This window comes from Frankia sp. R43 (assembly GCF_001306465.1).
In the GTDB taxonomy this organism is placed as follows: domain Bacteria; phylum Actinomycetota; class Actinomycetes; order Frankiales; family Frankiaceae; genus Parafrankia; species Parafrankia irregularis.
In genome coordinates, this window is the sequence record NZ_LFCW01000005.1 from 645,378 (window position 1) to 658,007 (window position 12,630).

A 12,630-nucleotide genomic window follows, 5' to 3' on the forward strand; every position below is an offset into this window, starting at 1 on the left:
CTCCCTCAGGGTCGGGTTCCGTGCCGCACAGCGGTGACCAGCACAAACAGCCCAGCGCCGGCCATTCAGCCAAAACAATAGCCAACCCTGACTCTATGCATCATTCAGGGCACGGCACGCGAGACCTCGTCCGCGGTCGCCGCTCCCGCCCCACCCCGCCCCGCCCCGCCGCCTGAGGCGACCAGCCATGACCGCGGCCCGGCCGCCAGCCGACCGAACGCACAAAATGCCGGTGTGCCCGGACGTCTCGTGGACGTCCGGGCACACCGGCATGATCACCAGAGCACCGACTCCGGCACGGTTCTCACCGGGAGGTGCTCCGCAGTGCGGCCCGAGGGCTCACCCGGGCTCAGACCTTGTGGCCCCAGCACGGCTTCGAGCTCACCCACGGGCTCGAACCCTGCTGCGCATACAGAATATGCGCACGCTTCCACTGCTCAGCCACACTCGCGTTCTGCGGCAGACCCTTACCACCCACCGCATGCCACGTACCCGGCATGAACTGGAACAGCCCACCAGCCCCAATCGAGTTCACCACACGCGGATTACCACCGGACTCACACGGCACCACAGCACTCAGGAACCTATGCGCATCCGGCCGCGCCGCAGCACCCGCCGGCTGGGACATCGCGATACCGCCACCAATCGTCGCCGCCAACACCGGCGCGACCAGCAAAGCACGGCCACGACGGATGGAACGACGGTTCCTGCGAGCACCCGAAGTCATCAGGGACAAAATAAAAACCCTTCCCCACACCTACGAAGTTAGCTGTCGGGTTCGAGCCGGAAAAGCCCGGCCACACAGTGCGTGACAGGTCGACCGCACTATGCGGCTTCACCCCGAGGACGCCTGCCTACGACGCCCGGGAACCTGGGTCCCCCGCTCCCGCCTACTGGATGTCGAAGCACCGGGCGAGGCGGGATTCGGCGTGCCACCCGATGTGCGCTTCCCAGGTCCGGAAGCACGTCACCAACGTTACCCACCACCCGCCCGCGATTTCCAGGCCTCCGTGAAGAGCACCACTCAGCACCAGGAGGCCTTGAAAGCCGCTGCCGGCCTCCTCGACCCGGTGGAACGCCCCTTTCATGCCGCCGACATTCCATCAGCGTCAGCATCCCGCCACAGCACAACCGGAACCACCGTGCACCCGGTGACCGCCGGACTCGGCTGCGCGACGAGAAATTCTCCGGCCCGCGGAGAACACATCACGCGAAACAGACAGAACGCCGCCTGGCCACGGGGCTTCCGGCCGGCAGTGCGCGGGGGATTTGTCGGTACTATCCCGCGATTGGCGACAGAGATGATGGTTGACGCCATCCGCCGATATTCGAAGTATAAGTCGCGACGCACGTCGCAGAGGAGCTCGCGATGGACAGCGCACCGCCGCCGCAGAAGACCAGCGAACAGCCACCGCCGATCCTGGTCGCGCTCGACGCGGTCAGCCGGCAGAACCCGTACCCCACCTACCGGTCGATCCAGGAGAGCGGAGCGTTCGTCCGCAGTGAGGTCCGCGGCTGGGTCACCACCATCATCACCGGGCACGCCGACTGCTCCGCGGTCTTCCAGAGCCCGGACCTGGGCAGCGGCTACTCGGCCGGCCTCCACGCGGGTGCCCATCGGTCGACCGGATCCGACGACAGCGGGCTGAAGTCCCTGCTCCGGAAGGACCCGCCGGAGCACACCCGGCTTCGTGGCCTGGTGAACCGTGCCTTCACCCCGGGGGTCGTCGCGACCCTGACCGCCGAGATCACCTCGGTCGTCGACACCCTGCTCGACGCGGCTCTCGCGGCCGGCGAGGTCGACATGATCGAAGCGTTCGCCCGCCCGCTGCCACTGTCGGTCATCTGCCGCCTGCTCGGCGTCCCGGCCGAGGACGAGCCGGTCTTCAGCGAATGGGTCGTCCCGCTCGTACGCGGTCTGGCCCCCGACATGACCCTCACACCGGAGGACCTGCGCGCCCGCGCCGAGTCCACGCACTCCATCCAGGACTATTTCCGTGGCCTGATCGCCGAGGTCCGGGCGAAGCCACGCGAGGACCTGCTCAGCCAGCTCGTCGCAGCCGGGCAGGACAGCGACGTGCTCCCGGAGCAGGAACTGCTCGACCTTTGCATCCTGCTGCTCCTGGCCGGGTTCGAGACGACGGTGAACCTGATCGGCAGCGGCATCGTGGCGCTCCTGCGCAACCCCGACCAGCTGGCGCGGCTACGGGCCGAACCCGAGCTCGTACCGGCGGCGATCGAGGAGATGCTCCGCTACGACCCCACGTTCCCCTTCCTGATCCGCACCGTGCTGCGGGACACCGAGCTGAACGGCCATCCGTTCAGCCGCGGCGACAGCGTGGTGATGCTCATCGGAGCCGCGAACCGTGACCCTGACGTGTACCGCGAACCCGACCACTTCGACGTCGCCCGCTACGCGCAGACGACCAGCGCTCCCCGCCACTTCGGTCTCGGCCTGGGCATCCACTACTGCCTCGGTGCGCCGCTCGCCCGCGCCGAGGGCGCGATCGCGCTGCGTGCCCTGCTCGCCCGCACCGAGAAGATCACCCTGCTGGACGAGCCCAGCTACCGGCCCAGCGCCTGGGTACGCGCGATGAGCCGGCTGCCACTGCGCCTCTCGGCGTAACCGGGCTCTCGGCGTAACCGGGCTTTCGGCGTGGCCGGCCTCCGAGCGCTAGTCCCGCTGCACCCGCGGCAGCGGGACGGCGCCGTGATGCGAGGTCAGCCCGCCGTCGGCGACGAGCGTGGTGCCCGTGATGTAGGAGGCCGCCGCGGAGGCCAGGAACCAGACGGCGCCGGCCTGCTCGTCCGCACGGCCCCAACGCTGCAGCGGGATCCGCTGGCTGCTGGCCTCCACGACCGCCGGCTGCGACAGGTACGGGGCCATCAGCGACGTCTCGGTCAGGCCGGGCGCCACCGCGTTCACCCGGATGTTCTGCGCCGCGTAGTCGACCGCCGCGGCCCGCACCAGATTGATCACCGCGCCCTTCGACGCGTGGTAGGCCCAGTTGCCGGGATCCGCCTGCAGCCCACCGCTTGACGCCGTCACGACAATCGAGCCCCCGCCGCCGGCCCGCAGCACCGGCGCGACCGAACGGATGCCGATCGCCACACCACGGACGTTCACGGCGAGGATCCGGTCCAGCCGCTCGATCGCTCCGTCGGCCTCCCAGGGCACGGTCCCGCCGATGCCGGCGTTGAGGACGGCCACGTCCAGGCGCCCGAAGCTGGCGAGCGCGAGCTCGGTCATCCGTGCGCCGCACTCCTGCGTCGAGACGTCCGCGACCAGCGTGACCACCTCCGGCTCCGGACGAACGGCTCCGTCGAGGCGGGCAGCGGGCTGTGAGGCGGGGGACGCGGGCGGGGCGGAGGGAGCAGGCGGTTCCGCGGAACCGGCGTCCGCGGCAAGGTCTGCCAGCCCGGCCAGACCGGCCTCGTCCGCGTCGACCGCCACCACACCGAACCCGCGGGCGGCGAACAGCTCGACGCAGGCCCGGCCGATGCCGGAAGCGGCGCCGGTGATGACGACAGCCTGGGCGACCACGTGACCTCCGCGCGTCTCCCGACCCGGCGCCGCCGGCTCGGCCTGACCAGATCGATCAGCCAGCAGAGTCTCGCCGACTGGCATGAACGGGACGGATCGACCAGGTGAGGGCCGGCGGTCGGCTCAGGGACGTCCGATAGCTCGGGCCGCCGCCGGCACCACGCTCGAGTAGCCAGGCTTCCCCGCGGTATGGAGACCGGAACCGCCCCACATGGGCCGGCCGGCGATGCTGCGCGGCTGCTGCCGGGCAAGCTTCCCGGCGATCTGGTCAGCGATCAGCTGCAGTCGTTCCGTCGGAGGGGCCGGCTCGTGGTTCGTGTACGTGACGGTCACCTCGACGTGATCGACGAGGAAGAAGAGGGTGTCCATCGCGATGTCGTAGGTGACTCCCTGGCCTCGTACCTGCACCGTCGCGCGCGCATACCTGGCGGCTCCGGTCGGCGCCGGGGGAGTCTGGGCGCCGGTCAGCTGATATTCAAGCTCATCGCCGTCGGTGCTGCGCTCGTCGATTCTGGCCTGGGTCTCCCTGCCCCAGCAGTCCGCGAACCAGGGATTGGACCACATCACGGTCTCGAAAACAGCCTGCTTCTCGCTCACTATCTCGGCGGAGGAAAGGATGATCGCGCTCTCGCCATCGTCACTCACGAAACTCGCGCCGGCAGCGACTGCCTCGATCTCGTAGTCGAGCTCCGCCATGGAAAAGCCGACGCAGTCCGCGAACTCAGGGGAGTAACGTTCCTCGGGCTGGACAGCGGCGGCGGCATCGACGGGCACACCGGTGAAGCCGGCCGTCGCCGGGCCCTCGGTCAGCACGAAGTCCTCGGGCCACAGACCCAGCGCGCTCGGCTCCGGCGTTGCCGTCCCCGACGGCGTACCGGCGCTCGGCGTGGCCGTTCCCGAGATGACCGTGGTTTCGAATCTCCTGACCATGTCGCCGTCACCAGAGCACGACGAAACGGTGAACGCGATGACCGCCAGGAGGAGGCCGTGGCGCTGCAGCGGGAGCTGTCGCGGTCGGTTTCCGAGGACCGAGGGCGGCCGCTGGCCCGCGGTGTCCTGTGTCAGCACGGCATCCTGACCCGCGGCCGGACCGCACCGGGCCTCGCCCGGTGCCCGCCCACCCAGTCGAAACAGATCGCGAACAGCCATGTCTCACCCACCCCCACGTACACGCCATATGGACATCAATGCGCCCACAACGCCGCATGAACGCTATGGGCGCACTGGTGTTGTCTACTCAGGCCACCGCGCCTCAGGCCACCGCCGGAAGCACGGTCGAGGGGTCAGCCTTCCCCGCGGCCTGGAGCCCGGTACCGGCCGACGTGGGCCGGCCGGCGATGGGGCGCAGCTGCTGCTGGGCCAGCTTGCCGGAGATCTGGTCAGCGATCAGCTGCAGCCGATCCATCGGCGGGGCGGGCTCGTAGTTCGTGTACGTGACGGTCACCGCGACGTGATCGACGATGAAGACGAGGTTGTCCACCGCCATGTCGTAGGTGAATTCCTGCTCTCGCACCTGCAACGTCACGCGCAGATACCCAGCGGCTCCGGTCGGCGCCGGGGGACGCTGGACCCCGGCCAGCTGATATTCGAGCCCTTCGGGGTCGGCGCCGGACTCGTCGATTCGGGCCTGGGTCTCCCTGCCCGAGCAGTCCGCGAACCGGGGATTGGCCCACATCGCGCGGACGGCAGCGGCCTGCTTCTCGGTCACTATTTCGGCGTAGGACGAGATGAACGAGTCCCCGTCATCACTCACGAAGATCGCGCCGACAGCGGTCGCCTCGGGCTCGTAGTTGAGGTCCGTCGCCGACAGGCCGAGGCAGTCCGCGAACTCAGGGGGGTACCGTTTCCCGGGCTGGACAGCGGCGGTATCGGTCTCGGCGGGAACGCCGGAGAAATAGGTTGTCGCCAGGTCCTCGGTCAGCACGAAGTCCTCGGGCCACAGACCCAGCACGCGCGGTGCTGACGTGGCAGGCCCCGGCGAGGCCGCTCCCGAAGTGACCGCGGTCTCGGGCCTCGCGGCGACGTCACCCGAGCAGGACGACACGGTGAACGCGATGACCGCCAGGAAAAGCCCGTGGCGCTTCGACGGGAGCTGGCGCGGTCGTCTTCCCAACGCCGAGGGCGCCGGCTTGCCCGCGACGTCCCGTACCGCGGACGGTCCGCCCCGGCCCTCGCCCGGCGCATACTCGCTCAGTCGAAACAGATCGCGAACAGCCACGTCTCGCACCCCCACGCATGCCAGCACCGGCGCAACCACCGGATGCCTCCCGCGCGGCAGGCACACACGACATACGTGCTCTATCGGGCCGGAAGGACAGCGAAGCTATCAGGCAGCTGTCAGCCTGCTGTCAGATGCCTGATAGCAGACCCAGGGGATACCAAACGAAGACAACGGACAACAATCAACAACCACTCACACGCCACACAAACGCCGATGCGCCCGCAACGTCATGAGAACGTCACGGGCGCACCGGTGTTGTCTGCTGCGGGTCAGATCCTGCCGCCCCAACAGCTCTTCGAGGAGTACCAGGGGCTGGTGCCCTGCTGCGCGTACAGGATGTGGGCGCGCTTCCACTGCTCGGCGACGCTGGCGTTCTGCGGCAGGCCCTTGCCGCCGACGCCGTGCCAGGTGCCGGGAAGGAACTGGAACAGGCCACCCGCGCCGATGGAGTTCACCGCGCGGGGGTTACCGCCGGACTCACAGGGGACAACCGCGCTCAGGAAGCGCTGTGCGTCCGGCCGGGCAGCGGCGCTCGCCGGCTGGGACATCGCGATACCGCCACCGATGGTCGCGGCGAGCACCGGCGCGACGAGCAGAGCACGGCCCCGACGGATGGAACGACGGTTCCTGCGGGCAGCCGAGGTAATAGTGGACAAAATGGTGTCCTTCCCCCACGCCTGCGAAGTTAGCTGTCGGGTTCGGGCCCGGGAATGGCCCGGCCGGCCGGCGCTTTCAGATCGCGCTCTCGGCGGCTTCACCCCAAGGACGTCCGCAATTCGACGTCCGGGAAACCTGGGTCCCCCGCTCCTGCCTGCGGTTTTGTTAATCACCGGGTGGGGCAGGATTCGGCGGGCCACCCGATGTGCGCTCCCCAGTCGGAAGCACGGCAGTGACGTTACACACGAGCCACAAACCAATTCAAAGGCTTTGTGAGGAGCGTCACATCCGACACCTCGGTCTTGAATTTCTTCCGCGTTACGTCTAGCCGGCCGAGAATTCGCCCTTTTTCTCCCGGCGCCATGCGACCGGCGTCAGCGATTCGTCACCACCCGTCAACCCAACCACTGCGCAAGGTGCGTGGCACGATCGGGCCCGCGACCGAATTTCCCGCCGTGGCGACGAAGAATTTTTCCGGCCCGAATTTCGACACATCATGACTTGATCCGTTTTCGCCGGCACCGCACCCGGTGGGGTCAGGGCTGGCCGGCGCCGACCTCGCCGTAGGCCACGACCGACAGGAACCGGATCGGCAGCTGGACCAGCTCCCTCGGCCCGTGCGCACCCTCGCCGTCAAGCTGCAGCGCGTCGCCGGGGCGCATGACGTAGCTGGCATCGCCGTGGCCGTAGATCATCTCCCCTTCGAGCATGTAGAGCAGTTCGGTACCCGGGTGCTGGAAGAGCGGGAACTCCTCGCTGCGCTCGGTCAGCGTGACGATGTGGGCCTCCATCCGCTTGTGCGGGCCGCGCAGCGCGCCGAGCAGGGTGTACTCGTGGCCCACCCGGGTCCCGCGCTGGGTGATCCGCGGCCCGGTGCCGGCGCGGGTGAAGACCGCCTCCCGGGCGGCGTCCGCGCCGCGGAACAGCGACGTCACCGGCACGTCGAGCGTCTCGGCGAGCCGGTCGAGCGTGGTCAGGCTGCAGGAGATCGACGCGTTCTCCACCTTCGAGATCATCGCGCTGGACACACCGCTGCGCGTCGCGAGCTCGGCCAGGGTCAGCCCACGGTCATGGCGCAGGCGCCGGACGTTGCCCGCGATGGCACGCTCCAGCCGCCCCTGCCGGGACGCGTTCTCCTCCCCCACACCCGAAACACTAGCGATGGCGCCCTCTTTGCCCGATCCGTCCGGTCGCCTGCTCCGCTGACCGTCCGGCCGCCTGCTCGGCTGCCCGGGTGGCTGGCTGCTCGGCTGCCCGGGCGGCTCGCCGCTCAGCGCGTCTCCCCGTTCACCGGTCGGCGCCCGGGATCCAGGTGGTCCCGGCAAGCGGCACCCGGGCCATCGCCGCGGCTTCGACCGTCAGCGCGACGAGGTCCTCGGGCTCCAGATTGCGCAGGTGCGCCTTGCCGCAGGCCCGGGCCAGCGTCTGCGCCTCCATGGTCAGCACCCGCAGGTAGTTCGCGAGCCGCCGGCCGCCCTCGACCGGGTCGAGCCGGGCCGCGAGCTCCGGATCCTGGGTGGTGATGCCGGCCGGGTCGCGGCCGTCCTGGAAGTCGTCGTAGTAGCCGGCCGCCGAGCCGAGCCGCTCGTACTCGCCCGCGTACCGCGGATGGTTGTCACCGAGCGCGATCAGCGCCGCCGTGCCGATGGCGACGGCGTCAGCGCCGAGCGCCATCGCCTTCGCGACGTCCGCCCCGGTACGGATGCCACCGGAGACGATCAGCTGGACCTTTCGGTGCAGGCCGAGCTCGTCCAGCGCCTGCACCGCCTGCGGCAGCGCGGCCAGCGTCGGGATGCCGACGTGCTCGATGAAGACGTCCTGGGTAGCGGCGGTGCCGCCCTGCATGCCGTCGAGGACGACGACGTCCGCGCCGGCGGCGACCGCGAGCTTCACGTCGTAGTAGGGGCGGCTCGCGCCGATCTTGACGTAGATCGGCTTCTCCCAGTCGGTGATCTCGCGCAGTTCGAGGATCTTGATGGCGAGGTCGTCGGGGCCGGTCCAGTCCGGGTGCCGGCAGGCGGAGCGCTGGTCGATGCCGGGCGGCAGGGTGCGCATGGCGGCGACCCGGTCGGAGATCTTCTGGCCGAGCAGCATGCCGCCGCCGCCGGGCTTCGCGCCCTGCCCGAGCACCACCTCGATGGCGTCGGCCTTGCGCAGGTCGGTCGGGTTCATCCCGTAGCGCGACGGCAGGTACTGGTAGACGAGGTGCTTCGACTGGTCGCGTTCCTCGGGAGTCATCCCGCCGTCGCCGGTGGTGGTGGACGTCCCGACATCGCTCGCGCCGCGGCCGAGCGCCTCCTTCGCCTGCGCGGAGAGAGCCCCGAAGCTCATCCCGGCGATCGTCACCGGAATGTCGAGGTGCAGCGGGTACTTCGCGTTGCGGTCCCCGAGGATCACATCGGTGCCACACCGCTCGCGGTAGCCCTCCAGCGGGTAGCGGGACATCGACGCACCCAGGAACAGCAGGTCGTCGAAATGCGGCAGGGCCCGCTTGGCCCCCCAGCCGCGAATGTCGTAGACGCCGGTGCTCGCGGCCCGCTGGATGCCGGCGATGGTGGCGCGGTCGAAGGTCGCCGACTCGCGCAGGCCATAGGTGGCGGGCGACGAAGGATAGCCGGACATGAATCTCCTCAGGCTACGGACGATATCCGCGGTCAGTGCGCCTTTTCCATCTCACGTTTGTCGAGTGCCGTAGCCACAGGCCGGAGTCGACGGCGGAAAAGGCTCAGTACGCGTCGGAGTTGTGGGCGGCGAAGTGGTAGAGCGTGCGGGCCGACCCGTAGCGGCGGAACTCGGCCGGGTCGTACCCCGGCTCCCCCGGCTCTCCCGGCTCTCCTGGTTCCGCGGGCTCGCCGAGGCCGGCGGCGGCGAGCAGCTCGGCCAGCTCCGCCCGGTGCTCGTCCCGCATCGGCTTCTCCACACAGTCCGCGCCGAGGGAACCGACCTTGCCGCGGACGTAGATCCGGGCCTCGTAGATCGAGTCACCGAGCCCGTCCCCGGCGTCACCGCAGACCACCAGCCGGCCGGCCTGCGCCATGAAGGCGCTCATCGGGCCGATGTCACCACCGACGACGATGTCGACGCCCTTCATCGAGATCCCGCAGCGCATCGACGCGGACCCCTCGATCACCAGCAGCCCGCCGTGCGCGGTCGCCCCCGCCGACTGCGATGCGTCCCCGCGGACCCGCACCAGCCCCGACATCATGTTCTCGGCGACCCCGGTGCCCGCGTTGCCGTGCACGACCACGGTCGCGCCGTCGTTCATCCCGGCGCAGTAGTAGCCCACATGGCCGCGGATGTCGATCGTGACCGGCGCGTTCACCCCGGCCGCGATCGCGTGCGCCCCCTGCGGCCGCAGCACCTCGAACGCCGCCGGAACGACATCCGCTACGCCGCCCGCAACGCCGTCCGACGGCCGCACCGGGCCGGAAGGCTGCCCGCCGACGCCGCTCGCGCCACCCACGCCACCCACGCCGCCCGCGCCAAGCGCGTGCAGCGCGGCGTTGAGCTCGCGGACCTTCGACGTCGACAGGTCGAACGTGCGGGTGTCCGCCCTGCTGGTAGCGGTGTCCGTCCCCGTCAGCGCTGCCATGCGTAGACCCTTTCCGGCTCGGGCTCGTAGATGCGGGCGGTGTCGATGCCCGGCAGGTCCGCCAGGGCGCGGAACTCGGACGCCATCGCCACCCAGGCATCGGTCTCGGCGATGATCGCCGGCTTGCAGGCGATCGCGTCCCGGACGACCGCGAACCCGTCGGCGCTGGTCACCAGCAGCGTGTAGAACCCGTCGAAGCGCTCGCACAGCCCGCGCAGCGCCTTGTCGAGATCCTCACCGGCGGCCAGGCGGGCGGCGACGAAGCGGGCACCGACCTCCGAGTCGTTGTCCGAGTCGAACCGCACCCCCTCGGCCTGCAGCTCACGCCGGATCGTCGCGTGGTTCGCGAACGAGCCGTTGTGGACGAGGCACTGGTCCGACCCGACCGAGAACGGGTGGCAGCCCTGCGGAGTCACCGCCGACTCGGTCGCCATCCGGGTGTGCGCGAGCCCCTGCCAGCCCGACGCGCCGGCCAGGTCATAGACGCCGGCGAGCCGCCGCGGGTCACCGGTGCCCTTGTAGACGGTCAGATCCGTCCCCGACCCGACGATCAGCGCCGCGGGCAGCGCCCGACGCACGGCCGCGACCAGGTCGCCGAGGGGGACGGGGGCGGCGACCACGGTGGTGTCACCGGCCACGGTGACCAGGGGAGACGCCTCCGCACCTGCCCCGGGGCCCGCGCCCGCCCCTGGACCCGCGCCCATGTCTGCACCCGCGCCGGCCAGCGCCGTGGCGATCAGCGGTCCGACACCCGCGGGTTCGGTGGACGTCCCGCCGAGCAGCAGCGACACCGCGGCGTGGCCTGGCGGACAGCGGCGGACGTCCCCGTAGACGGCGACGCCGGCCGAGTCGGGGCCGCGTTCGACGACCTGGCCCAGCATGGACTCCAGGAGACGTCCGAGCCGCGGGTACAGGTCAGGGTCACGCAGGTGGAGTCCGACGATCCCGCACACGGGTCGTCTCCTCTCTGTGTTCTCTTCTCTGTGTTCTCTTCGGTCAGAAGGCGGTGAGGTAGCGGTCGTGCTCCCAGGAGCTGACCGTGCCGTGCCAGGCGAAGAACTCGTCCCGCTTCAGCTCGGCGAAGTAGGAGCTGACGCCGGCGCCGGCCGCGTCGAGCGCGCCCCGCACCACCGGGTCCGCGTCGAGCGCCTCGACCGCGTGCAGCAACGTCGGCGGCAGGGCGGGCCGGGCCGACAGCGTCGACCGCGCGGACGGCGCGGACGGCGCGGACGACTCCCCCGTCTGGGCCAGGCCAGGCGAGCCCGGGTCGAGATCGAGCTCGATGCCGTCGAGACCGGCGGCCAGGACGACGGCAAGGGCCAGGTACGGGTTCGCCGAGCCGTCGGTGCCACGCAGCTCGATGCGGTGCGGGTCGGGTATGCGCACGAAATGGGTGCGGTCGTTCCCGCCGTAGCTGGCCTGGCGCGGTGACCACGTCGCCCCCGACCGGGTCGACGTCGCACCGGTGCGCTTGTAGGAGTTCACCGTCGGGCCGAGCACGGCCTGCATGCCCGGCGCGTGCGCGAGAACCCCGGCCAGGAACCGGCCCGCGAGGGCCGACAGCCCGAACGGGCCGCTCCGGGCCCCGTCCCCGCCGCCTTCGCCGGTGCCGTCGCCGGGGAACAGCGCCTGGCCGGCGCGCCACAGCGACAGGTGCAGGTGCATGCCGGAGCCGGTCTGGTCCGCGAACGGCTTCGGCATGAACGTCGCCGTCATCCCGCGCTGCTCCGCCAGCATCGAGATCAGGTAGCGGGCGGTGATGACCCGGTCGGCGGTGGTCAGCGCGTCGGCGTAGGCGAAGTTCTGCTCGAACTGGCCGTTGGCGTCCTCGTGGTCGTTGGCGTAGTTGCCCCAGCCGAGCGCGTTCATCGCCGTCGAGACGCCGGTGAGATGGTCGTACATCCGGGTCAGGCCACGGGCGTCGTAGCAGGGCCTGGCCGCGCCGTCGCGGGCGTCGGCGGGGGTGAGACGCCCGTCGGCGTCCCGGTTGACCAGGAAGTACTCGACCTCGGCGCCGGCGAACAGCTCCAGCTCACGCGCGCGTGCCCGGGCCAGCATCGTCTTGAGGATGATCCTGGGCGCGAACGGCCACGGCCGCCCGTCGACATGCGGGTCGCAGTGGACGAGCGCAAGCCCGTCCCGCACCTGCGGCAGCAGCGTGTAGCTGGCCAGGTCGGGCAGCGCGATCAGGTCGGGGTCGGCCGGCCGCTGGCCGATCGCGCCGACGGCGAACCCGGCGAACCCGACCCCGTCCCGCTCGAACTCGTCCGCGGCCTCGACGGGCACCAGCTTGGCGCACGGCTTGCCGGTGAGATCGACGAACAGGGCGAGCAGGAACCGGACCCCGTCGGCCCGCGCCCGCGCCGCCAGCGCACCGCCACCACGGCCGCTGGGTGCGGGCGGGGCATCGACCGGGCCGGGAAACACGTCGAGCGTCATCGGGACTCCAGATCGGGGACGTGCCGACTGCTCAGGCCGGCGGCGGGGCGGGCTCCTGCCCGCTGCATCCATGTCTTGAGAGGAGAACTTCTCTCCTCACAGGAGAACAGCGCCGGGTTTCGGCTGGATGAACCCGGGTTAAGAACGCGCAGCACGAACCGTTCGCGACGAATCAGT

The 12,630-nt window shown here is 70.4% G+C and carries 11 protein-coding genes and 2 riboswitches; of the genes, 1 reads left to right on the forward strand and 10 read right to left on the reverse strand.

The window, feature by feature from the left end:
- Positions 1-349: 349 nt before the first annotated feature.
- Positions 350-727: a transglycosylase family protein gene (locus tag ACG83_RS42745; protein ID WP_083473528.1), complete on the reverse strand. Its 378-nt coding sequence runs from the start codon at positions 725-727 to the stop codon at positions 350-352.
- A gap of 12 nt (positions 728-739) precedes the next feature.
- A riboswitch (cyclic di-AMP (ydaO/yuaA leader) is annotated at positions 740-940 on the reverse strand.
- A gap of 429 nt (positions 941-1,369) precedes the next feature.
- On the opposite strand from ACG83_RS42745, the gene ACG83_RS23540 reads away from it, so the two are divergent.
- Complete coding sequence (locus ACG83_RS23540) at positions 1,370-2,626, forward strand: cytochrome P450 (RefSeq protein WP_054568361.1); 1,257 nt, start codon at positions 1,370-1,372, stop codon at positions 2,624-2,626.
- Between the two features lie 48 nt (positions 2,627-2,674).
- Here the strand turns inward: ACG83_RS23540 and ACG83_RS23545 are convergent, their stop codons facing one another.
- The 9 genes from ACG83_RS23545 to glnT form a co-directional block, all read right to left on the reverse strand.
- Positions 2,675-3,544, reverse strand: coding sequence for an SDR family NAD(P)-dependent oxidoreductase (locus ACG83_RS23545; protein WP_054568362.1), 870 nt, complete (start codon positions 3,542-3,544; stop codon positions 2,675-2,677).
- Positions 3,545-3,667: 123 nt separating this feature from the next.
- The gene (locus tag ACG83_RS23550; RefSeq protein WP_054568363.1) at positions 3,668-4,612 is read right to left on the reverse strand and encodes a hypothetical protein; all 945 of its coding nucleotides are present in this window, start codon (positions 4,610-4,612) and stop codon (positions 3,668-3,670) included.
- 184 nt (positions 4,613-4,796) lie between these two features.
- A complete protein-coding gene (locus ACG83_RS23555; protein ID WP_054568364.1) occupies positions 4,797-5,762 on the reverse strand; it encodes a hypothetical protein in 966 nt (321 codons plus the stop codon).
- 272 nt (positions 5,763-6,034) lie between these two features.
- The gene (locus ACG83_RS23560) at positions 6,035-6,412 is read right to left on the reverse strand and encodes a transglycosylase family protein (protein ID WP_369812909.1); all 378 of its coding nucleotides are present in this window, start codon (positions 6,410-6,412) and stop codon (positions 6,035-6,037) included.
- 13 nt (positions 6,413-6,425) lie between these two features.
- A riboswitch (cyclic di-AMP (ydaO/yuaA leader) is annotated at positions 6,426-6,626 on the reverse strand.
- 332 nt (positions 6,627-6,958) lie between these two features.
- Positions 6,959-7,567, reverse strand: a complete 609-nt coding sequence (locus ACG83_RS23565; RefSeq protein ID WP_235498122.1) for an XRE family transcriptional regulator — start codon at positions 7,565-7,567, stop codon at positions 6,959-6,961.
- Between the two features lie 142 nt (positions 7,568-7,709).
- Positions 7,710-9,044 carry an FMN-binding glutamate synthase family protein gene (locus tag ACG83_RS23570; protein ID WP_054568366.1) on the reverse strand — a complete coding sequence of 445 codons (1,335 nt, stop codon included), beginning with the start codon at positions 9,042-9,044 and terminating at the stop codon, positions 7,710-7,712.
- 103 nt (positions 9,045-9,147) lie between these two features.
- Positions 9,148-10,014: a glutamate synthase gene (locus ACG83_RS23575; protein WP_054568367.1), complete on the reverse strand. Its 867-nt coding sequence runs from the start codon at positions 10,012-10,014 to the stop codon at positions 9,148-9,150.
- Complete coding sequence (locus ACG83_RS23580; RefSeq protein WP_054568368.1) at positions 10,002-10,967, reverse strand: glutamine amidotransferase; 966 nt, start codon at positions 10,965-10,967, stop codon at positions 10,002-10,004. The genes ACG83_RS23575 and ACG83_RS23580 overlap by 13 nt, the downstream gene beginning before the upstream one ends.
- A 43-nt stretch (positions 10,968-11,010) precedes the next feature.
- Positions 11,011-12,453 carry a type III glutamate--ammonia ligase gene (glnT, locus tag ACG83_RS23585; protein WP_054568369.1) on the reverse strand — a complete coding sequence of 481 codons (1,443 nt, stop codon included), beginning with the start codon at positions 12,451-12,453 and terminating at the stop codon, positions 11,011-11,013.
- Positions 12,454-12,630 lie beyond the last annotated feature (177 nt).

Coding starts and splice junctions, on each gene's coding strand:
- ACG83_RS23540 (WP_054568361.1), top strand. CDS start 1,370: ATGGACAGCGCACCGCCGCCGCAGAAGACCAGCGAACAGCCACCGCCG.
- ACG83_RS23570 (WP_054568366.1), bottom strand. CDS start 9,044: ATGTCCGGCTATCCTTCGTCGCCCGCCACCTATGGCCTGCGCGAGTCG.
- ACG83_RS23575 (WP_054568367.1), bottom strand. CDS start 10,014: ATGGCAGCGCTGACGGGGACGGACACCGCTACCAGCAGGGCGGACACC.
- glnT (WP_054568369.1), bottom strand. CDS start 12,453: ATGACGCTCGACGTGTTTCCCGGCCCGGTCGATGCCCCGCCCGCACCC.
- ACG83_RS42745 (WP_083473528.1), bottom strand. CDS start 727: ATGACTTCGGGTGCTCGCAGGAACCGTCGTTCCATCCGTCGTGGCCGT.